The sequence below is a fragment of the Wolbachia endosymbiont (group B) of Longitarsus flavicornis genome, assembly GCF_964028135.1.
In the GTDB taxonomy this organism is placed as follows: Bacteria; Pseudomonadota; Alphaproteobacteria; order Rickettsiales; family Anaplasmataceae; genus Wolbachia.
In genome coordinates this window covers 957,427-978,925 of record NZ_OZ034758.1, presented here as the reverse complement: position 1 = coordinate 978,925, position 21,499 = coordinate 957,427, and the positions used below count along the sequence as shown (strand labels likewise).

Annotated in this window: 17 protein-coding genes; 7 read left to right on the top strand and 10 right to left on the bottom strand. The window is 32.9% G+C overall.

Annotated features, from left to right (window positions below; genetic code table 11):
- The first annotated feature begins 91 nt into the window (after positions 1-91).
- Positions 92-2,743: a preprotein translocase subunit SecA gene (gene secA / locus ABWU45_RS04520; RefSeq protein ID WP_264683168.1), complete on the top strand. Its 2,652-nt coding sequence runs from the start codon at positions 92-94 to the stop codon at positions 2,741-2,743.
- A 130-nt stretch (positions 2,744-2,873) separates the two neighbouring features.
- On the opposite strand, the gene ABWU45_RS04515 is transcribed toward secA, so the two are convergent.
- The 4 genes from ABWU45_RS04515 to dprA form a co-directional block, all read right to left on the bottom strand.
- Entirely contained in the window at positions 2,874-3,182 is a 309-nt protein-coding gene (locus ABWU45_RS04515; protein ID WP_353277965.1) for a transposase, read from the bottom strand.
- A 274-nt stretch (positions 3,183-3,456) separates the two neighbouring features.
- Positions 3,457-3,633: an IS630 transposase-related protein gene (locus ABWU45_RS04510; RefSeq protein WP_353277964.1), complete on the bottom strand. Its 177-nt coding sequence runs from the start codon at positions 3,631-3,633 to the stop codon at positions 3,457-3,459.
- 161 nt (positions 3,634-3,794) lie between these two features.
- The gene (locus ABWU45_RS04505; protein WP_353277962.1) at positions 3,795-3,947 is read right to left on the bottom strand and encodes a hypothetical protein; all 153 of its coding nucleotides are present in this window, start codon (positions 3,945-3,947) and stop codon (positions 3,795-3,797) included.
- Between the two features lie 254 nt (positions 3,948-4,201).
- On the bottom strand, positions 4,202-5,278 hold the full coding sequence (gene dprA / locus ABWU45_RS04500) for a DNA-processing protein DprA (RefSeq protein ID WP_353277960.1): 1,077 nt from the start codon (positions 5,276-5,278) through the stop codon (positions 4,202-4,204).
- A 61-nt stretch (positions 5,279-5,339) separates the two neighbouring features.
- On the opposite strand from dprA, the gene ABWU45_RS04495 reads away from it, so the two are divergent.
- The 3 genes from ABWU45_RS04495 to ABWU45_RS04485 all read left to right on the top strand — a co-directional run bounded on the left by ABWU45_RS04495 (position 5,340) and on the right by ABWU45_RS04485 (position 7,822).
- Positions 5,340-5,714 carry a ferredoxin family protein gene (locus ABWU45_RS04495; protein WP_353277958.1) on the top strand — a complete coding sequence of 125 codons (375 nt, stop codon included), beginning with the start codon at positions 5,340-5,342 and terminating at the stop codon, positions 5,712-5,714.
- A gap of 415 nt (positions 5,715-6,129) precedes the next feature.
- The gene (locus ABWU45_RS04490; protein WP_353277956.1) at positions 6,130-7,083 is read left to right on the top strand and encodes a D-alanine--D-alanine ligase; all 954 of its coding nucleotides are present in this window, start codon (positions 6,130-6,132) and stop codon (positions 7,081-7,083) included.
- Positions 7,064-7,822 (top strand): cell division protein FtsQ/DivIB, encoded by a 759-nt coding sequence (locus ABWU45_RS04485; protein ID WP_353277955.1) that lies wholly within the window; start codon positions 7,064-7,066, stop codon positions 7,820-7,822. Before ABWU45_RS04490 ends, ABWU45_RS04485 begins: the two co-directional genes overlap by 20 nt.
- Positions 7,823-7,955: 133 nt before the next feature.
- Here ABWU45_RS04485 and ABWU45_RS04480 read toward each other — a convergent pair whose 3' ends face one another.
- Entirely contained in the window at positions 7,956-11,582 is a 3,627-nt protein-coding gene (locus tag ABWU45_RS04480) for an ankyrin repeat domain-containing protein (RefSeq protein ID WP_353277953.1), read from the bottom strand.
- Between the two features lie 706 nt (positions 11,583-12,288).
- On the opposite strand from ABWU45_RS04480, the gene ABWU45_RS04475 reads away from it, so the two are divergent.
- Positions 12,289-13,482, top strand: a complete 1,194-nt coding sequence (locus tag ABWU45_RS04475; RefSeq protein WP_353277951.1) for a hypothetical protein — start codon at positions 12,289-12,291, stop codon at positions 13,480-13,482.
- 104 nt (positions 13,483-13,586) lie between these two features.
- On the opposite strand, the gene ligA is transcribed toward ABWU45_RS04475, so the two are convergent.
- On the bottom strand, positions 13,587-15,542 hold the full coding sequence (gene ligA / locus ABWU45_RS04470) for an NAD-dependent DNA ligase LigA (RefSeq protein WP_353277949.1): 1,956 nt from the start codon (positions 15,540-15,542) through the stop codon (positions 13,587-13,589).
- Positions 15,543-15,696: 154 nt separating this feature from the next.
- Between ligA and ABWU45_RS04465 the strand changes: the two genes are divergently transcribed.
- Positions 15,697-16,425: a hypothetical protein gene (locus tag ABWU45_RS04465; protein ID WP_353277947.1), complete on the top strand. Its 729-nt coding sequence runs from the start codon at positions 15,697-15,699 to the stop codon at positions 16,423-16,425.
- A gap of 663 nt (positions 16,426-17,088) precedes the next feature.
- Here the strand turns inward: ABWU45_RS04465 and pyrE are convergent.
- Positions 17,089-17,679: an orotate phosphoribosyltransferase gene (gene pyrE, locus ABWU45_RS04460; RefSeq protein WP_353277945.1), complete on the bottom strand. Its 591-nt coding sequence runs from the start codon at positions 17,677-17,679 to the stop codon at positions 17,089-17,091.
- A complete protein-coding gene (locus tag ABWU45_RS04455; protein ID WP_353277944.1) occupies positions 17,676-18,860 on the bottom strand; it encodes a dicarboxylate/amino acid:cation symporter in 1,185 nt (394 codons plus the stop codon). Before ABWU45_RS04455 ends, pyrE begins: the two co-directional genes overlap by 4 nt.
- 114 nt (positions 18,861-18,974) lie before the next feature.
- On the opposite strand from ABWU45_RS04455, the gene ABWU45_RS04450 reads away from it, so the two are divergent.
- Complete coding sequence (locus tag ABWU45_RS04450) at positions 18,975-19,373, top strand: hypothetical protein (protein ID WP_353277942.1); 399 nt, start codon at positions 18,975-18,977, stop codon at positions 19,371-19,373.
- Positions 19,374-19,494: 121 nt separating this feature from the next.
- Here the strand turns inward: ABWU45_RS04450 and murB are convergent, their stop codons facing one another.
- Both murB and hemC read right to left on the bottom strand, forming a co-directional pair.
- Complete coding sequence (gene murB / locus ABWU45_RS04445) at positions 19,495-20,379, bottom strand: UDP-N-acetylmuramate dehydrogenase (protein ID WP_264683153.1); 885 nt, start codon at positions 20,377-20,379, stop codon at positions 19,495-19,497.
- Positions 20,370-21,248, bottom strand: coding sequence for a hydroxymethylbilane synthase (hemC, locus tag ABWU45_RS04440; protein ID WP_353277940.1), 879 nt, complete (start codon positions 21,246-21,248; stop codon positions 20,370-20,372). Before hemC ends, murB begins: the two co-directional genes overlap by 10 nt.
- Between the last annotated feature and the right edge of the window lie 251 nt (positions 21,249-21,499).

Here is a 21,499-nt window from a genome sequence, read left to right as displayed (position 1 = left end):
TTAGTTTGTAAATAAAGATTTTCTGAATCTAATTGCCGCAGGTTACGTTTAGTAATATAATCTCATATTAAATAAAACTTTACCTAAGTTTATGCCAGACTCTACGTTAGTTTTAACAACTATTCTTATATTCTTCATCTTTACGTTGTCACTTTTTTTTATAAAAAGGATATTTGGATCAACGAACAAGAAGATAATAAAATCCTTCAGAAAAATTGCTCAGCAGATTAATGCGCTAGAGCAAGAAATGCAGAGCTTATCTGATGAGGATCTTGCTAGTAAAACTGCGGAATTAAAACAAGAACTGAAAAATGGAAAAACACTAAATGACCTTCTCGTACCTGCATTTGCGGTTGTACGAGAAGCATCACGAAGATTCCTTAACATGAGGCATTTCGACGTTCAGCTAATTGGTGGCATGGTTCTCCATAATGGCATGATATCAGAAATGAAAACAGGAGAAGGAAAGACACTAGTCGCAACTTTAGCTGCATACCTAAATTCTTTAGAAGGAAAAGGTGTGCACGTCGTAACTGTTAACGACTATCTTGCAAAACGAGATACAGAGTGGATGAGTAAATTATATAATTCTCTTGGAGTTTCTGTTGCATTTATTACAAATAATTTGAAAGACGACGAGAGAAAAAAGGCTTATAGCGCAGATATAGTATACTCAACAAATAATGAACTTGCCTTTGATTATCTACGAGATAATATGAAATTTTCTCAAGAAGATATGGTTCAGAGAGGCTTCAATTATGCAATAGTAGACGAAGTAGACTCCATATTGATTGATGAAGCGCGTACTCCGCTCATTATTTCTGGCCCACTTGAGGAAAATAATCAGATATATAAGCATATCAATAAAATAGTAATCAAATTAGTTGATTCTGACTATGAAGTCGATGAAAAGAGTAGAGCAGTGTTCCTCACTGAAAATGGCATTTCACGAGTGGAGGAATTACTAAAATCGTATAACCTCATTCCTGAAAATTCCTCGCTCTATGATACTAGCAATATTATACTGACTCATTATATAGATCAAGCACTTCGTGCACATAAGCTGTTTACTGCTGATAAAGATTATATAGTGAAAAACGGTAAGGTGGTAATTATTGATGAGTTTACTGGGCGCATGATGGAAGGTAGGAGATATTCTGATGGTCTTCACCAGGCACTGGAGGCAAAGGAGAATCTTGAAATTCAGCATGAAAGTCAAACTTTAGCATCAGTCACATTTCAGAACTACTTTCGTATGTACAACAAACTTTCTGGTATGACAGGAACAGCAGCAACAGAGGCAGAGGAGTTTCGTGATATATATAGATTAAATGTAGTAAAAATTCCAACTAATGTGCCTGTTAAGAGAATAGATGTTGATGATGAAATTTATGGCACAGAAAAAGAAAAATTTAATGCTGTATTGAAGTTCATAGAAGAATGCCACAAACGCCTTCAACCAGTGCTTGTTGGCACTGTGAGTATTGAAAATTCTGAAAAACTTTCCGATCTTTTGAAAAGCCATTCTCTTAAGCATTCAGTATTGAATGCTCGTTATCATGAACAAGAAGCGTATATAATAGCGCAAGCTGGAATACCAGGCAGCATTACTATAGCAACAAACATGGCAGGACGTGGAACTGATATTCAGCTTGGTGGAAATGTTGAAATGATTGCAAAAATAGAGCTCGAGAAAATAAAAAATGCTGATGAAAGAGAAAAAAAATATCAAGAAATAGTCGAAAGAGTAAAAAAAGATAAGGAAATTGCTATAAAAGCTGGTGGCTTATGTGTTATTGGAACTGAAAGGCATGAAAGCAGGAGAATAGATGATCAACTGCGTGGCCGTTCTGGCCGTCAAGGTGACCCTGGACTTTCTAAGTTCTTTCTATCACTTGAAGATGATTTAATGAGGATATTTGGTTCTGATAGAATGAGGAATTTTTTGCAAAGAGTGGGACTAAAGAACAACGAGGCTATTCATCATCCATGGATTAATAAAGCACTTGAAAAAGCACAGAAGAAAGTTGAAGTTAGAAATTATGATGTGCGGAAGTCTTTGCTAAAGTTTGATGATGTAATCAACAATCAACGTAAAGTTATTTTTAAGCAGAGAAATCATATTTTAAACAATGAAATCAATGATTTAGTTGAAGTATATAGTGAAGTAAATGAGGATATAATAGAAGGTATAGTACAAAGTGGTTATTACGAAGATTATGTTGAAGATATTGCAAAAGAATTCCACATAAGATACGGGATAACGCTTAATCTAGAAGAGTTTTTGAATAAACAAGAAGCCTTGGATTATATAAATGACAAGATACAAGAATTTTTTACTGAGAAAGAAAAATATTTCAATAGTCAACAAACTACAGATTTGTGGAATACGATAGTGAAACAAGTGATGATCATGACACTTGATCATTTATGGAGGGAGCACCTTTCGGTCTTAGAGAGCCTAAGACAAAGCATAAATTTGCGTGCCATGGGGCAAAAAGACCCACTGAATGAATTCAAACGCGAAGCTTTCTTAATGTTTGAGTCGATGCTTGAAAAGTGGGGGGAGCTTACCATTCACCGCCTAGCGCACTTTAAGTTGCTAGACAATCAAGAAATAGGCAATAGGTCACGCTCTACTAAAAATAGCAGACTTCCAAAAGTTTCAAGAAATGACAAGTGCCCTTGTAACTCTGGAAAAAAATACAAACACTGTCACGGTGCAGTTGCCGTAGTGAATTAGTTGTTGCAAGCACATTATAGCTGCTATAGCTAACCGAAGTAAGATTTGCCCGAGCACTAAAAAACAAAATCAATAGCCGAATTAATATTGGGCCAAAAGGTTTGTGGAGCCTTTCTTATGGCGTGCTTGATCAGAACTTCTCAATCGGATTTAAATCTGGCGAGTATGGAGGCAAGAACAAAATTTTACACCCAATATTTTCTATCAAATTTTTCGTCCTTGCAGATTTATAAAAGCTCGCATTGTCGAGAACAATAGTCTGTCCAGGTTTAAATACAGGAACAAGTACATTTTCTACATAAGCATCAAAAATCTCCCTGTTGCAGTAGCCATCAATTATCCATGGTGCTTTCACTTTTCCTTCATTCAGTGCTCCAATTATGCTTACCCTCTTTCTTTTAAACCCTGGGCAAATAACCTCTTTCCTCTTTGAGACCACCCATATTCATAAAATTCATTGTCCTCTATTCCAGACTCATCTATGTATATCAAGTTTTCTTTGTTTATTTCTTCTACTTTTTTTATGAACTCTTTGCGTTTCTCTTTATCTCTTTCTCGATAAAGAAAAGTTTTTTTTATATTTATAGTTTACTTTGCTAAGGTAGTTATATACTGTGTTTTTACACATATTACCAAATTCTTCAATTATCTTTTCAATTCTAATATCTTAATTTCCATCCAGAAATTTGGCAAATCTATCTAAGTCTTTAATCTTATGACCATATCCTTTGTGATAGCCTGAAGATGGTTTCTGTTTCTTTTTTCCTCCACAAATATATTGGTTTTATGCTCACTTTGAATATTTGACTGATTTTTTTTATCGTCATTGTTTTTTTATCGACTCCTTTGAAAACACGTTCTTTCAGATCATCACTATATGGACTTGGCATCTTCTTCTTTCTCATTACTTATTATACCATTCTAACCAATTTTGCCATATAGCTAAACCTTTCTTGGGTTAGCTATAGATGATAAAATATTTGATTCTAGTTCTTTATAGTCTACTAATCCGGTAGTTCTATTTGCTTGACTCATTTCAAACCTCCATTTTTTATATCAATTTATTACTTTTCTTTTCGGCTTGACACACTTTTTTGAAGTTCCCCACTTTTTCTATCACCTTTTCAAATTCTTCTACAGTTAAGCCTATTATATTACGAAAATTTCTTGGGTGTTTCTTTATATTGTAGTAACTAAAGCTCATTTTTTTACCTTATTCTATCTGCTTATTCCTCTTCCATCATTTTATCATTACCTTTTGCAGCAGGTCTATTGATGCATGAGTCTGGAATCTAGGAATTTTGATTATATATTAAGTTAGTAAGTATAAAAGTTATGTAAAAATACAACGTTTTTATTGAGATTACGGAAAGCCAGCGTCAAACGCTGGAATGACATCTTTCTTGGTGGACTCAAATCATAATGTTTGTACGGTTGTGGATTTATAACTAAAGCAATCTAGAAAATTAATGATATTTTATTCCCCGGCAAACGCTCTATTTTATTTTCCGTCTCTAGTTCCAAAAGAGCCATTAGAGCTATGTTGGTAGAAAGTCCGCTTGCTAATATAAGTTCATCTATATCAACAGGTACAGAGTTAATATGATCAACTATAACAGATTTTGCCTGTTGTAATTTTTCTTGTTTTTGGTCAGCAACGGTATCAAATAGATTTTTTTGCTGAAGAGGTAAACTAAATCTCACGCTCTCTACTATATCATCAGCGGATTCAACAAGTTTAGCGCCGTTCTTAATTAAATAATTACTACCACTACAGCGTGAATCTAAAGGGAAACCAGAAACTGCAAACACCTCTCTTCCTTGATTCAAAGCAAAATCTGCTGTGATGAGAGAACCAGACTTTTTTGATGCTTCAATTACCACAACACCGAGTGAAAGGCCAGATATAATTCGGTTTCTTTGGGGAAAATACTGAGGCTTTGGTTTAGTAGCAAATGGAAGCTCAGTAATTACTAACCCGCCATTTTCAGTGATTCTTTTGTATAGATCAAAATTTTCTCTTGGGTATACTACGTCAATTCCGCTTGCTGTGACAGCAATGGTTGGGTGATTTTTGTATATTACACTGTTTGCTGCAGTATCGATCCCTCTTGCAAGTCCAGAAATTACGATGAAACCAACTTTGCTTAAATCAAGTGCCAACTTATTGGCAAAATTTCTTCCATTGATTGAAGAATTACGTCCACCGATTATTGCAATTATCTCACGGCTTAACAATGATATATCACCAAGTGTAGTTATTACAGGAGGACAACTCGGTATATTCCTTAAAATGTCAGGGTAATCTGGATCACATGCTGGTATTATTTTGGCTCCAATTTTTTCTGCATTCTTAATTTCTTCTTGTACATTTTTAATTCCATAATCCTTGTTAGCCAATTCATTAAGATACTTAAGCACTTCATCTAGTGAGCCACATGCTCTTAGTATACTAAAAAACTTTACTGGTCCCACAGTTCTAGCCAAGCTTAGCCATATTTCTAATTCTTCGTTATTTAATTTATTTATCTTCATAAAAGGCTTGAATTTCTTATCAGTTTAGTGTACCCAAGATAATGCAAATATACAGTATTTTATGACGCATTTTGTTACAGATAAATGCATAAAATGTAAATATACGGACTGTGTAGAAGTATGTCCCGTTGACTGCTTTTATGAAGGTAAAAATATGCTCGTGATTAACCCAGATGAGTGTATTGATTGTGGAGTGTGTATACCTGAATGTCCAGTAGATGCAATTGTAACTGATAATTCCATAAAAGATATTCTAGAGCTAGATGAAGGCTTACTGAACAATGAACAAAAAATCTTTAAATCATTTTACAACATAAATGTAGAATATTCGCAAAAGTGGCCAAATGTCACAGCTAAAAAGCAACCCCTAGATACAGCAGAAGAGTATAAAGAAAAAAAGGATAAAACAGCTTATTTTGACGAAAATTTAGGGTAATATTAACAAAGAAAAAAGATCAGACTCCTTGCATAACCATACGAAAAACTAGCAACTCACTCTTCTTTGTCATTCCAGTACGTGATGCACAATCGTACGAACATTGCAACTTGTAGGTAGTGTCATGAAAGTAGCTGACACTGATTTCCATTCAAAGTAGTGTCATTCTAGTGCCTCTATGGTGTCATCCCAGTGCTTGACACTGGGATCCAGTTAAATTTACGAGTATAAAATTAGCTGCTTTATATTAAAAGATAACGTTTCTGATGATGATGAAAACCAATGTCAGCTACTTGCATGACACCACTTACCACCTGCAAATTGCAATATCTGTACATAGTATAGAATTTTTCAAAATGTTTTTTCTATTGAAGATAAAAGTATCTTTTATATATGATATATAACAAAGTATAGAATGCTTATGGTTCCAACTATAGCAATTTTAAGTGGTGGATTTTCTTGCGAAAGAGAAATATCACTTATGAGCGGAAAAGCAGTCAAGAAGGCGCTTGATAGCTTATCATATAATGCAATAGAAATAGATGTCGATAGCAACATTGCTCAAAAGCTTAAAAAAACTAATCCCGATCTTGCTTTTATTGCTCTACATGGACCTTACGGAGAAGATGGTTGTATTCAAGGTTTACTGGAGATTTTAGGTATAGAATATACACACTCCGGAGTTATGGCTTCGGCTGTTGCGATGAACAAGGCAATGTCAAAACATATATTTCAGTCTCTTAATATCGACACTCCAGAAGGTTATGTAATTAGTCGAGAAGATGTGCTAAAAAATAATATTAAAATTGATTATCCGTACGTCTTAAAACCGATTAACGAAGGCTCAAGCATTGGAGTACACATGATTTTCTCACATGAGGATTACTTAGAGCTGAAAAATAACAGTTCTACTATAATGGAAAAAATGATCATAGAAGAATACATACCGGGTATAGAGTTACATACTGCTGTGTTGCTGAATGAAGCAATTGGCACTATGGAAATACGACCAAAAAATAAATTCTATGATTATGAAGCAAAGTATACAGATGGATTTGCAGAACATATATTTCCTGCTAAAATTCCTGACAACATATATAGAATGACCTTGGAACACGCACTAAAAGTTCATCAATTTTTAGGATGCAAAACTGTTTCCCGCTCAGACTTCCGTTATAATCCCCAAAATAACACTTTAAAAATGCTTGAGATTAATACACATCCTGGCTTTACTGAATTATCGTTAGTACCAGAAATTGCAAAATTGACAAAAGGAATTGATTTTAATGAATTAATTAAAATTATTGTCAAAGACAGTTTACACCACAAGAATATTAGAGATCAAGCCGATGTTGAACAATGTTACTAGAAGCCAAAGGAGTTTTTTGCGCAAGTGTGCTTTCATGATTATAACTGCACTTTTCCTTACACTAGTACTTTATAGTTCACTTGATAAAATAACAAATCGATTCAATTACTACTTTACTTGGTGTAATGATCGCTTATCGAGCTTATTACTTAGCAATGGATTTTTAATCGACAAAGTAACCGTTACTGGAAACAAATTTACAAATGAAAAGGACATTCTAAGTTTAGTAGATAGAACGCAACCTATCATGTATGTATCACTCTCAAAACTAACAGATAATATACAATCTGTAAGCAAATGGATAAAATATGTAAAAATTTATAGAATTTTACCTAATACCTTACACATTGATGTAGATGAACATACACCTTTCGCTCTTTGGAAAGATGATAACAGAACTTCAGTAATTGATTCTGAAGGTAAAGTGATCGTAAATGACTACCCGATAGATAACCTCGTTGTAATTAAAGGACAAAATTCGTTATCAAATCTAAAATTCATTAAAGATATACTAGAGAGAAAAACTCAATTAAGTGATCATATTTCTTCTTGTATTTATGTAGGAAATAGAAGATGGAATATCATACTCGATGACAGTTCCACAGTAAAATTGCCTGAAGATAATCCTTATAGCGCATGGGATTATTTAAGCCACTTGCAAAATACAACCGACTTTACTTTTAGCAATTGGAGCATAATTGATATGCGTGTTGCTGATAAGATCTTTGTGAAGAAGTGATCTGCTCGGTGCTCCTTTTCATTTCATGCAAGTAGCCCTTTCTCTGTCATCCGAGTAGCTTAAAACTGGAATCCAGATTGCAAGTAATTGATTGGGTTGGGTGAGTATGGGTTTTGCATTATAGAAGGAAGCATTAACCATTACTAAACAAAAAGCCTTGATCTGGAGTAGAATGTTTTAAAACAGAAACATCACAAAGATCTCTCTTAGACTGAGAGTTTTCTTTAGCATGTTTGAGTCGTTTAAATATTTCAGTGTCTGTACCTATATTCTTCTTAGCATAAGCATATAAAAGATCTAATAACTTTCCACCAGCTTGAATAGCAATTTCAATAGTCGTATTTTCATCATTACCATCTAGAGAGTAGTTTAAGCTTGGTTTGAAACCATGTTTGTTCTTTGATTCTAGTAACTCTTTTATCTCTTTGAGTAATTTATCTAGCTTACGCGTATCCTTTTCATTTGCCGCTTCTTTTACCTTATTAAACAACTCACCATCTTGAACTCTTTTTATAACACATTTTCTTTTATCTCCTTCATTTTTAACGGATTTGAGATCTATACAACCAATATTAATATTTGGATCAGCAAGCAGAAGATTAGCCACTTCGAAATGTCTACAATCTAGTGCGAATAACAAAGGAGTACTACCTTCCTTAGTTTTAACATTAACATCAGCCTTGTTCTTGAGAAGAAGTTTAACTATATCTACGTGACCATTTTTTGCTGCACAATGTAAAGGAGTCACATCTTCCTTAGACTTAGCATTAACATCAAATTCACAATCCTTCACAAGAAATTCAACTACATTATTTTTACCTTCTTCTGCTGCAAAATGTAAAGGAGCAAAACCTTCCTTATTCCTAGCATTAACATCAGCTTCACAATCCTTCACAAGAAATTTAACTACATTATTTTTACCTTCTCCTGCTGCAAAATGTAAAGGAGCAAAACCTTCCTTATTCCTAGCATTAACATCAGCTTCACAATCCTTCACAAGAAATTTAACTACATTATTTTTACCTTCTCCTGCTGCAAAATGTAAAGAAGCAAAACCTTTCTTGGTCCTAGCATTAACATCAGCTTCACAATCCTTCACAAGAAATTTAACTATATCCAAATGACCCATGCGTGCTGCAAAATGTAAAGGAGTCACATCTTCCTTAGACTTAGCATTAACATCAAATTCACAATCCTTCACAAGAAATTCAACTATATTATTTTTACCTTCTTCTGCTACAAAATGTAAAAAAGTAAAACCTTTCTTATTCCTAGCATCAATAATAGATTTTTTTTCCTTAACTAAATATTTAGCTATGTTAAAACTAGCTTTTTCTAAAGCTAAAATGAATATTTCTAGTTCACTATATTGGGATATATCCATTTTTTTAAATTGGTTTATATTGTCTCTACATATTACACTCATTAACTCCTTATTTTTCTTTAATGGTTCCTTCTCCTGATCATTACCTTGGTTCTGTTCACGCTTTTCATTATGAGGCTTTTTGCTATTGTGTTTTCTATTAGTACTATCTTCTAAAGAAAGCTGTGGTTTTACCTCTTGAACTTGATGATATTTTTTAGCTTTCTTCTTTTTATTTTGATTATTTTCATTCTGAAGCTTGATAATATCATCATCTTTTCCTTCATGTTCTGAGCTTTGTGAAGACCTAGAACTTATATCACTCTCTAACACTGAATTTGTATACTTGTTCTTATCTAAGATCTGATTCTCTTCATGATACCCCTTAGCTCTCAATACATTCATAATCTCTTCAGCATACTCTTTTTTTCCTTCGTTTTGCAATTTTCTTGCTATAAGTTCTGCTTGCTCTATGTTTCCTTTCTCTATTAACTCTAGTGCCTTATTTCTCCATTCTTCAGGACTAGATTCTTCTTGCTCAATATTTACATTACCTTCTTCCCTTGGCTCTATTATTTTCAATAAATTACTCTCATCATCTATAATATATACACTATCAACAGCACGAGTAACTCCAACATACAGAGCGTTCATATAAAATTTATATTTCTCCAAAGACTTATCTTTCTTATCCTTATTTCTTGAAGTGTTAACTTCCCTTTCGTTATATGAATCACGAATTCTATTAATAGTATTATCTATCTCCCCCTCACTTTTATTTGGACATGCTATATTCCATATTTCATTATAAGCTTTACATGATGTAAACTTGTAAAGAATCACATTTTCAAATTCCAAGCCTTTGGCTTCATGTATATTAAACACAAGTGGAGTATCAAATAACTGACGTGCACTTTTTTTACTTTCATCATCCAGAGCTAAAACAGCACAATTTATAGATTCATTTACTTTTTTTGCTATTTCTTCTTTTTTATCATCAATAATAAAGCCAACGTTCCCTTTGTTCTTAGTCTCACTCTTCATGAGAAAAGCGTTGTCTACTGTTATTTTATCTTCTGAAGCAAAACAATAATTCTTAAGATGTAGTATACGATTGGCAAATTCAATAACTTGCTCGCTATTACGATAATTTTTCTCAAGGGTATAAAAAACTTCTGACCCTTGGTCAACTATATATCTATTTTGACAAAGAAAAGATTTTAACTTGGATAAAGAGAAAAAACTAGGATGTATTACTTGATTAACATCACCACATAGTAAAAAGTTACTCTTATTCTCATCTTTTAAACTCTTTAACACCAGATCTAATGTGCTCTCAGTTAAATCCTGAACTTCATCTACAACAATCGCATCATACATTCCTTCTGTAATGCACTTATTAGTAACAAGATTAGGATCATAATACTCTGAATCTTTTTCTATAAACTTCCTGTACTCTTTAAAAAAATCATAAACACTGTTCCTTTCGTCTACAGAAAACATAGATTGTCTGTCTCCTAATTTAGCATACCTATCTTTTCCATCTTCTCCTAATAAGCTTCTTCCACCTATCACAGCTGTAAATTCTTCGAATATTTTATCTCCGTCTTTTTTATACTTTTTAAATTTATCTTTTTTGCATATTTCGTTGAACCATAAAAAAAACTTACTTCTATTGATTGGCTTCTTTCTTTTTATATCTTCTGCTTGCTTTTCAAGAAACTCATGAAGAGATAAGAAATCAATTTCTTCTGGAGCAGCAATCTTGAACTTATCATCGTAGTATTCGTATTCAAGTAACTTTTTCGATTCTTTTACAAGATTTTCGGATTTGGTAATATATAGAATTTTTCCTCCCTCAAACTTCTCTTTTATCCTTTTTAGGCTCTCTAAAGCCACTGATGTCTTTCCACTTCCAGCAGCTCCATTGATAACTAAAGGTAATTTAACCCTTTCAACTATATCTTCTTGCTTTGCACTAAAAGTAATAAATTTACCGAGATAACTAACTTGTGGAGCATCTTCAATCTCCAATGTACTTACATTATCAGAAATTTCTTCATTGTTTTTATCTACTATTTCTATGTTTTTTATTTTTTCTCTATTTGTTAAAAATTTAGACTTATGATAATCATGATTCAGAATTACTTCTAAAATAACAAAAGCATCTTTGTTATCAATCTTTATACCTGTAAAGAGTAATCTGTCACTATCACTTAATTTAGCTCGAAAATATTCAATATTCCCATCACCTTTTATTAACTTTATATTCCCTTGGCTTGTACTGTTATTTTCCTCTAAATCTTTAATTATTTCATTAAACTTTCCCCTTAAAGGAGTTTTACCATTATCTAAAGCCTCATCATTAAACTTCTCATAAAACAATACAATACTCATAACTTCTCTTAATTACTTAATTATATTAAGAGTATAATAATATTATTAATATGTCAATATTTCTATTATTATATTAACCTATATTATTTATTAATACGTAATTCTTATCTCATCATTAAATAAGTAATACTGCAAAGTTGTGGAATAAAAGTTAATGAATTTACTTTTTAGGCAGAGCTCTAATATTATAGATCTTTAATAGTATAATCTTCCCATTTGTCCACTCTGGGCCATGTACGATTAGTAGAAGAAAATAAATTTATACTCATTCAGTATTAAACAACTTAAGTAATTTGGTCACTTCCAGCACCCAAAACCAGTTAGTGTGAAAACATTTTTTTTAGAATCAATTGGTGTACCATATAAACTTTTCAATATAGTGATTTTGCTATACCATGAAATCAGCTATATTGGTTTACTTTCACTAAATTTACATATGAACCAATTTGCCTAACTTTGTTGCAATGATTTTAGGCTTCCATTTTTACAACCATATTTTTATAGGCTTGTTTTCATAAAGGTAGGTACTTTTTTTGCGTTTTTGGAAAAATGAACATTAAAGATTTTTATGATTCTAATTTGCAGTATGTTTCTGAAACTAAAGTGAATATTAATAATCCTATATAAAATATAAAAAAATACATAATTCTTGATTTTCTCATAGATATAGTTAATAATTAAGCTATATTATTTTAATAAAAAAGTTATGACTTTATGGTGGAAAAAGATATTAGCTGTAGAAAGTGATCCTAGACTTTTAATTGATATAGATAAACAAGCTAACTTAAAGAAAATGTTAGTTCTTTCTTTAAGGGAAGCTATAAATAAACCAGATGTTTCAATTGTTACAAACCTATACGAACATTTTACACAAAAATCTACTAGAAATAGGCGCGAGTACCCTGATTCACAATTCTCAATTATTCGGGAAATATATAAAAATGCCTTTATACTTGTAAGCAATGATATTGCCAAGCTCAATGAAAAAAATCTTAATCAGATCATTAGTAGAAAAGTAGGGCAGATCGAAACAATTTTGGCTATAGTCTCATTAATTGATAATAAACGACTGATAAAAAAAATGTTGAACTTAGTTGAAAAGAATATAAAAAACAATCCGGAAGGGCAGCAAGTTCTTTTAAAGAGTTTAGTTAATATACTAACATACTCGATAAAAAATGAGCGTCTTCAGACCATTAATTATATATGTACAGGACAGTTCTCTAAAAAAAATTTCTGTTCTGTTATTCAAGAAATATATATAAAAGCATTTGCAGATAGCAAAGTAGTAGAAGAGCTAGAAAATAAAATAGAAAAACAAGAAAAATCTGCTAAATATGAGTGGTGGATGGAGTTGAAAAAATATCTTGATTTCAATCAAAAGCTAAATGATTTACAAGAATTAAAAGAAATAGTAAATAAGTTTATTGAAGCTTCTGATTATCATAATAAGCTGTGCCAAGATGAAAATTATCCAGCTCTTTCTTATTATAATACAGAAATAGACTTGGAAAGGTTAGAGCAAATAACACGTAAGTTTATTAACGATTCTGGTCACATATCAGAAAAGGAGGTATTAAAGCAAAAAAAGCTTCAAATACCTTTACCAGGGGAAAAGCAATTGGTAGAAAATTTGAGAAAATTAGAAAAAAGAATATCTACTTTCATTCAATCTGTTTATGAAAAAACTGCACATGATGAGCAATATCCAGGCTTTGTTCAGTCCCCTAAAAAGAAAGACTTTATGATACTAGCACAAATAATACATGAGTTGTTTCTTGAGAAAGATGATTTCGAATTTGTAGATAAGGAAGAATTACCTAGTCCATATTTAGAAAAAGTTAAAGAGAAATCATATATTAGAGGGGTTCTTAGCTATTTAACTGGCTTTGTTGCATAACTGTTTATAAAGAGCAGGGAGTGTTCAATTGTATTAAATAAGAGTCTGATATTAGTTTTCAATTCTTCTGTCAGTTAATTCATTCCCGTCAGATTAAGTTGTGTCTAGTACAATTTATTCCACTGTTCTTCATCTAAAATTTCCACACCCAATTCGACTGCTTTTTTATATTTTGAACCTGGATCTTCTCCTGCAATTAGGTAGTCAGTTTTAGTAGAAAGGCTTGAACTGATCTTTGCCCCCAGAGCTTTAGCTCTTACTTTTGCCTCTCCTCTGCTCATAGCAAGTAATTTACCAGTAAAAACTATAATTTTGTTATTTAAAACAGAACTGCTAGAGTTGGAGCTCACAGGAAGAATTTGCAGATATGCATTAAGATCATTTAACATTTTAATGTTACGTTCCTGAGAAAAAAATGATTTCAAAGACTCAGCTACTTTTTCTCCTATACCATCTATACCTACTAATTCAACATCATTTGATGACATCGAATCATACCAATTATCATAGGAAACATAATAATTTGCGAGCAATTCTGCCGCAACTTGACCAACAAACCTGATACCTAAAGAAAATATAAACCTATCTAGAGTTACTGCCCTTCTGCTTTGTATGGCATTCAACAGATTAGCTATTGACTTCTCGCCCCAACCATGCTGCTCTTTTAAGGAAAATTCTTTTAATCTTTCTTCTAAAACAAAAATATCTGGAATTTGTCTTATTAGGTCAAGATCATAAAAAAACTTTATTTGTTTTTCACCAAGGCCAACAATGTCAAATGCATCTTTTGACACAAAGTGTTTTAGTTTTTCTACTATCTGAGCCTTGCAATTAAATTCTTCAGGACATCTTACTGCCACTCCTTCAATCTGCACTTTACTACCACATTCAGGACATACCTCGGGAAATAAAAATTCAGGTGTACTTGCATGACGAGAACCTTCATCTACTTTGACAATTTGAGGAATTACATCCCCTGCCCTTTTAATTGTTACAACATCTCCTTCTCTTATGTCTTTACGTTTTATCTCATCTTGGTTATGTAGACTTGCTCTGCTAACTAGTACTCCGCCAATATTGACTGGTACCAAATCTGCAACTGGAGTTAAAACCCCCGTTCTACCCACCTGTATAAATATTTTATTTAACTTTGTCTTTGCATAAACCGCAGAAAATTTATATGCAAGCGCTGAGCGTGGCGCTTTGTGTGTACTTCCCAGACGACTTTGTAGCACCAAATCATTCACTTTATAGACTATCCCATCGATATCATAATCCAAATTATAACGATAATCATAGATCTCGTTATAGAACTTTAGCATTCCATTCAAACTACTTGCTAAGGAACGATGCTCATTTACGCAAAAACCAAGTTTCTCAAGTTTTTCTAGTACTTCACTTTGACTTTTCTCTATTCCACCAATTAAAGAATAAGCAAAATATCTAAGAGGCCTTTTTGCTGTAATGTTCGCATTCAATTGCTTTAAAGAACCAGCAGCTGCATTTCGAGGATTAGCGAATTCATTATTTTCATTTAACTTTAAAAAGTCGCTGTTACTGATATATATTTCACCCCTTACTTCTAGTCTTCCTTGCACATCTTGTAAAAACTTAGGAAAGCCTTTTATTGTTGCAACATTGTGAGTTACATCCTCTCCTACAAAACCGTCACCTCGAGTTGCAGCTTTAACAAATTTCCCATCTTCATAAATTGCAGAAAATGACAATCCATCAATTTTTGGCTCACATAATATCTCTATTTCATCTGCAATTAAAAATCTCTTTATTTTAGACAAAAATTTTTCTACACCTTGTTCATCATAAGCATTCTCAAGAGAAAGCATAGGTTCTTGATGTTCCACCTTAGAAAATCTCTCATCAGGCGGAGCACCAACACTATCTTGTGTTGCATAAGCTTCTGGCTCTATTGCAGCTAACTTTTTTTTCAGTTCATCATATTCAGCATCACTTATCTCTGGCTTACTTTTTTGATAATATAAGATATTATGATAATTAATTTGATTTTGCAGTTTTTCTCTCATCTTTTCCAAGTCAGTCATGATACCAATATAATGCTCTTTGCCGTCAAGTCATGAATTTTTTCAAAAGGTACTATAAATTTATACTACTGCCCTGAAAAGCAATACTAATATTAATATAATTTTTGTACTTGTATATTAATGTTAGTATAGTTTTTAAATTAAGGAGTACATTATGAAAGAATACAATTACAAAAATTTGGCTGACGAATCAAACTTCGGCTCTCAAGTGTATCGTGCAGGAATGTTTGATAAAATTCTTGGTATAAGCAAAACAGCAAAAGAAGCTGCGAATCAAGTAATATCTAAAATGGGTAATGATTTAAAACTAGAAGCTAGAAAAGCAGCTCAAGATGAAGTAAAAAAAATAGAAGGAAAAATGCTAACTTTAGCTGAAGAGAAAGCTAACAAAATAGCTACCGAAAAAGCTAATCAAATAGAAAAAAAAATATCGACTTCAATTGATAAGACAGTAAAGTCAGTAGAAGCAAATGCTGAAAAAGCAGCAAAAAATGCAGCTGAAAAAGCAGTGAAAAAAGTAGGACCAGAAGTTGCAGATTTGCTAAAGCCAGAAATAAAAACTCAGGTAGAAGAAGCAGTAAAAAAATATACTGAAGAAAAAATTGAAAGCCTTATAAAACCTGAAATTACAAGCAAAATAAATGATCTTGTCACTACACAAAGTAAAGAAGTAAGTACACTTTTAGAAGATGAAATGAATAAATTAGTCGAAGATGCACATAAAAATTTGAATGGGAAAATAGATCAGATTAAATGTGAACTTACAGAAGTAAAATCTAATCTCTTAGAAGCTAGTGCAAAAAATTTCCTTGAGAGCGCAAAATTATTGTCTTTTGCTGCACAAGATGAAACATGTGAAAACCAAGATTTAGTGTATTTTTAATCACAACAGGGGTTTTATATAAGGTTTTTATGGGTTTTTTAACCCATAAAAACCTTAGGATAAATGAAGAGAAAAGTATCTGTTAAGTTTCATGGCTACTGTGCAAAATATTGAAGCAAAAAGGTTTCATCCCAGTGCTTACTACCTTGTCATCCCAGTGCTCAGACACTGAGATCCATTGTTCCTTTCTGGATTCCAGCGTCACGCGCTGGAATGACACCTATTTGTTTTTAGTACTTCCTTTCCTGTCATTCAATTAGCCTTTTCTTTTCATTCCAGTGCCCAGACACTGAGATCCATTGTTCCTTTCTGGATTCCAGCGTCACGCGCTGGAATGATACCTATTTGTTTTAGTAGTTCCTTTCCTGTCATTCAAGTAGCCTTTTCTTGTCATTCCAGTGCCCAGACACTGGTGCTCACAAGCAAACTAATCATAGGAGGTATTATAATAAAAAAAACGTTTTCAATGAAACTACATAAAGCAAGTGTCACGAACCGGAATGACACCTATTATTGTTTTTACTTTATATCTTTATTTGTCTATCTTATTTTGCCATTCTGTTGAACGAATACAGGAAAATAAACTGTAATATCTAACTTTGATGCAAGAAGATCAACATATAACACGTAAAAGTTACTGAATCACTTTAGCCATATATAGAATTACTTTGTTAAATATCCTCTACTCCCAGGTTTCATTATAGGTAATTGTTTTAATTCACTTGGCAGTTCTTCCTCGCTATAGTTTTTGATATTTAGTTCAATCAAAGATATTACAGGAAAGGGCAGTTTTGTTTCACTATTTCTCTTTATCAAAGAAGCTTCAGCAACAACTTTACCTCCCTTCTCTTCTCCACATTTTACTGCTTCAAGTGAAGATTTACCTGTGGTAATCACATCTTCAATTAGTAAGATTTTCTCACCTTGTTTAATCTCAAATCCACGGCGTAATTCAAATTTACCATTAACACGTTCGCAAAATATTGTTCGGATTCCAAGCTGTTTACCAATCTCATAACCCACGATTATTCCACCAATTGCAGGAGATAGTATTAAATCTATGGGTTCAATAAGCTCTTTTCTTATTTTATTCGCCAATAGCTCACAAACGTTCATTGCTCTGCTTGGATTTTCAAAAATTTTAGCGCATTGTATGTAAGTGTTGCTGTGCAGCCCTGACGAAAGTACAAAATGTCCGTGCAAAATTGCACCAGCCTCTTCAAACTCTTTTATTATTGGATTATCTAATATCATTCTTGAGTTTGAAATTCTTTATTAATTATCTGCGTTATACAGATATCAGACCACACATTTATTGCAGTTTCAAACATATCAATGATTGTATAAATAGGCAAAATCAATCCCATAATGTACAAAGGAACATTCATTGATACCAAATAACTAGTTGCCATAAAATAGCACCCCATCGGCACTCCAGCGTTACCAATTGCAGCTCCTGTAGCTAAAAAAATCCATATGAACATCTCACTTAAGGAAAATGTGTGCCCATTCATCTCTGCAACAAACATCACTGTGATTAAAATAAATGCAGCACACGCATTCATATTGACTGTTGTGCATATTGGTAGAATAAAAGATGACAATTTCTTTGGTACCTTTAGCTGATTTTGCACACATTCTATAGTTGTAGGCAGCGTTGCACTAGATGATTTAGAAAAAAATGCAAGCGTAAGTGCTGGCATAACACCTTTCATCGTTTGAATTGGTGATATACCTTTATGCCACATGAGTAGTGGCAAAATCACAAATGCTTGCACGAAATTTGCAGACATTATGCAAGCAAAATACCAAAAAAGACTATGGAATTCGCTGCCACCTTTTAACTCGTATAAAAAACATGTGATAAAAGACCATACAGCAAGAGGAATAAACTTTAATAACCCTTGAGCAATTCTAAGAAGTGTATCAAATAGTGCAGAAAATATTTGGTGTAATATATCTTGTTTTTCTTTTGAGAGCGAAATAATAGCTCCACCCATCAAAAAAGCAATCAATATGCTGCCAATAACGTTATTTTCAAGAAAAACTTGCACAAAATTTGATGGAATGAGTGATTTTAAGTATGAAAAGTAATTGTGGTTGCTGTCACTCACACTTTCTATTGTGTTACTTATGAAATTTTTTCTTACTGGATCTATAAATAAATAGAAAGATAGCGCAACAAATGCAGCTATAATGGTTGTAAGCAGCGTATAAAACAGCGTCTTCTTAAGTAATACTTTAATTTCAATTGAGTCTTTAAGCCCTGAAATTGTGGACACGATAGATAGAAAAACCAAAGGTAAACTGATTAATTTCAACAAACTGATGAATATATCACTAAATAGCTTTGCTACTTCAAATATTACTTCATTGTTTAAATAGTAAGCAATTACCGCAAACAGTATAGAAAAGAACATTGCAAGTTTGCGCATTGAAAATAAAACCTCAAAATAACATTATATAACAATTTTTGGAATTAGGTTAAGATAACTTTACAGATGAAGGAAAAATGAGTAACATTTTATTATTGATTAAGTTTTAAAAATATGCCATATCCAATAGATGCTCCATTATCTATACTAGCTGGAATAGGGGGACTTACAGGTTATACAGTAGGTCTTGCATGTTATGCGCTGAGTGTACCTTTATCTCCTCTTATTATAGGCAGCATTACTACTGTTGTTTCTGCAGCATTTATTTCTATACCTCTTGTATTGTTCATGTCCATATTCGCTGATCGAGATTCAGACTTAGAGTTATTTAAGTTATTCAATATACTATTTATTCCTCAAGTAGTAATCGGAATTGGTTTAAGTGCAGCTATAAACGCCATTCCTGGTATAACACTAGATATAAACTCAGCAGCTAATTTTGGTGCAATAATAGGACTTGCTGTACCAATCCTAACAGTGCTTGCAATGATATATCTACCACCTATAGTTTGAAAAAGTAAAAGGAACCTTTTTTTCGCAGGAAAAGAATAACAACCATACTGCATCAAATGATAACAATAAGGACACTTTACAAATAGATAGTGTTGAACAGCCAAGAGATACAACTATAAATTTAGCTACCTAAAACCCTTATCTCCCACTCAAGTTCAATGTTAAATTTATCTTTTACTGCATCTTGTACTCTGTTGCCAAGGTTTTCTAAGTCAAGTGCAGTTGCATTGTTGTAATTGAGCAGAAAATTACAATGTTTCTTAGAAATTTTAGCTCTACCGTTACTTAATCCTCGGCAGCCAGACTCATCAATCAGTTTCCATGCCTTGCAGCCTATTGGATTTTTGAATATACAACCAGCAGTTTTTCCTCTTACTGGTTGACTTTTATTTTTTTTATCAATAACTTCTTTCAATCTTTGCAATATAAGCTCATACTCTGAACTTACTCCTTTAAATTCAGCTTCAATAAAAATCCACCTGCCTTTTAGACTATGTCCACGATAAAAATATCCCATTTCTTCACTGGAAAATTCATATAAATTCCCATCTTCTAGATTCACTGCCCTTATAAACTTTACAACACTCGCAATATCACTACCATATGCACCTGCATTCATCTCTATCCCACCGCCAACTGTTCCTGGAATTCCAGCAAGAAACTCAAGCCCACTAATTTGCTGTTCTCCGGCAAAGTATGCAAGGTTACTAAGCAATGCAGCACCACCTGCAACAATGGAGTTATTATCTTTACATTTTATATATGCAAATTCCTTACCTAATTTCACCGTTATTCCTCGAATGCCACTATCTTGCACTATTATGTTGGATGTTGCACCGATAACGCTAATTGGTAACTCCGCATCTTTTATCAAGCACATTAGATCTTCAATGTCACGTGGCTTAAATAGTACATCAGCTTGGCCACCAACATTTAACCAAGTCATTTTAGACATTGAAACATTATAACGGTAGATTCCACATACTTTAGGTAAGCTTATAAGCATTTTGATTTTAACTCTAATCCTGCATCCATACCCATTTTTTCTGCATCTTCTACAAACGAAGTGCGTTCAGTAAAGTATATAACTCTCTCGCCCGCTAACATACAATAAAGATGTAGCATGTTTTCACTCACATATTCTGCTAAAGCTGCAAGCGGTGTAAAGCATGAACCATTTACTGTCTTCATGAAACTGCGCTCTGATTTTGCCCTTATAAAAGACATATTATTATTAATTTTCTCTAAAAGATCGATAACTTTTATATCATTCTTTCGGCATTGAATGCAAATTGCCCCCTGCCCTACTGCGCTTAACATGACTTTTGGTGGCAATACCTCTGTAATTAAGTGATATTTTTTTAATCTTATCAGCCCTGCTTCAGCTAAAATCATTCCATCAAAATTCTGATTTTGCAGTCTAGTTGTCACATTTCCACGCAGTGTCACTACATTTAAGTCTGGCCTGAGATTTAACAGCTGAACTTTTCTTCTTATTGAAGAAGTTGCAATTGTAGCCTGCTGTGGCAAAGTTTTTAGGCTCTTATATTTATGAGAAATAAATACATCAGATGGACTTAGCCTCTCTAAAACACAAGGAATTGTTAAGTCCTTCGAGAAAAACGCAGGTACATCTTTTAGCGAATGAACCGCCATATCTATATTATTTTTGAGTAATTCAGCCTCAATCTCCCTGAGGAACAGTCCTTTACCTCCTATTTCAGCAAGGGTTACATTAGCATATTTATCACCAGAAGTTTTGATTTTAATGATCTCAACGGATAGATTAGGAAAAGACTCTAATAATCTTTGTTTTGCTTCCAAAGCTTGGGTGATCGCAAGGTCGCTTCCTCTCGTACCTATTTTAACTAGCATATATCCTTCATATTATATGTCTATATTCTATGTCCATTTTTTATTATCTCCAGTTTAGTTATTGAATACTTTATAATTAGTGCATAGTATCACGAACATTTAGTAATCGACGAGTATGTATGTTTGATATTTTAAAAGATTCTAATGGCAGATTTAATAAAAAGAATATTTTACCTCTTGTAGGTGCCACTGTCGCTATTATTCTAACAGCATTAAGTGCAGTAGTAGCAATTCCCAGATTTTCCTCTCAT

What these genes read in the sequence shown, in the direction of transcription:
- secA (WP_264683168.1), top strand. Translation starts at nt 92, where the DNA reads ATGCCAGACTCTACGTTAGTTTTAACAACTATTCTTATATTCTTCATC.
- ABWU45_RS04510 (WP_353277964.1), bottom strand. Translation starts at nt 3,633, where the DNA reads ATGCCAAGTCCATATAGTGATGATCTGAAAGAACGTGTTTTCAAAGGA.
- ABWU45_RS04505 (WP_353277962.1), bottom strand. Translation starts at nt 3,947, where the DNA reads ATGAGCTTTAGTTACTACAATATAAAGAAACACCCAAGAAATTTTCGT.
- dprA (WP_353277960.1), bottom strand. Translation starts at nt 5,278, where the DNA reads ATGAAGATAAATAAATTAAATAACGAAGAATTAGAAATATGGCTAAGC.
- ABWU45_RS04495 (WP_353277958.1), top strand. Translation starts at nt 5,340, where the DNA reads ATGACGCATTTTGTTACAGATAAATGCATAAAATGTAAATATACGGAC.
- ABWU45_RS04490 (WP_353277956.1), top strand. Translation starts at nt 6,130, where the DNA reads ATGCTTATGGTTCCAACTATAGCAATTTTAAGTGGTGGATTTTCTTGC.
- ABWU45_RS04485 (WP_353277955.1), top strand. Translation starts at nt 7,064, where the DNA reads ATGTTGAACAATGTTACTAGAAGCCAAAGGAGTTTTTTGCGCAAGTGT.
- ABWU45_RS04480 (WP_353277953.1), bottom strand. Translation starts at nt 11,582, where the DNA reads ATGAGTATTGTATTGTTTTATGAGAAGTTTAATGATGAGGCTTTAGAT.
- ABWU45_RS04475 (WP_353277951.1), top strand. Translation starts at nt 12,289, where the DNA reads ATGACTTTATGGTGGAAAAAGATATTAGCTGTAGAAAGTGATCCTAGA.
- ligA (WP_353277949.1), bottom strand. Translation starts at nt 15,542, where the DNA reads ATGACTGACTTGGAAAAGATGAGAGAAAAACTGCAAAATCAAATTAAT.
- ABWU45_RS04465 (WP_353277947.1), top strand. Translation starts at nt 15,697, where the DNA reads ATGAAAGAATACAATTACAAAAATTTGGCTGACGAATCAAACTTCGGC.
- pyrE (WP_353277945.1), bottom strand. Translation starts at nt 17,679, where the DNA reads ATGATATTAGATAATCCAATAATAAAAGAGTTTGAAGAGGCTGGTGCA.
- ABWU45_RS04455 (WP_353277944.1), bottom strand. Translation starts at nt 18,860, where the DNA reads ATGCGCAAACTTGCAATGTTCTTTTCTATACTGTTTGCGGTAATTGCT.
- ABWU45_RS04450 (WP_353277942.1), top strand. Translation starts at nt 18,975, where the DNA reads ATGCCATATCCAATAGATGCTCCATTATCTATACTAGCTGGAATAGGG.
- murB (WP_264683153.1), bottom strand. Translation starts at nt 20,379, where the DNA reads ATGCTTATAAGCTTACCTAAAGTATGTGGAATCTACCGTTATAATGTT.
- hemC (WP_353277940.1), bottom strand. Translation starts at nt 21,248, where the DNA reads ATGCTAGTTAAAATAGGTACGAGAGGAAGCGACCTTGCGATCACCCAA.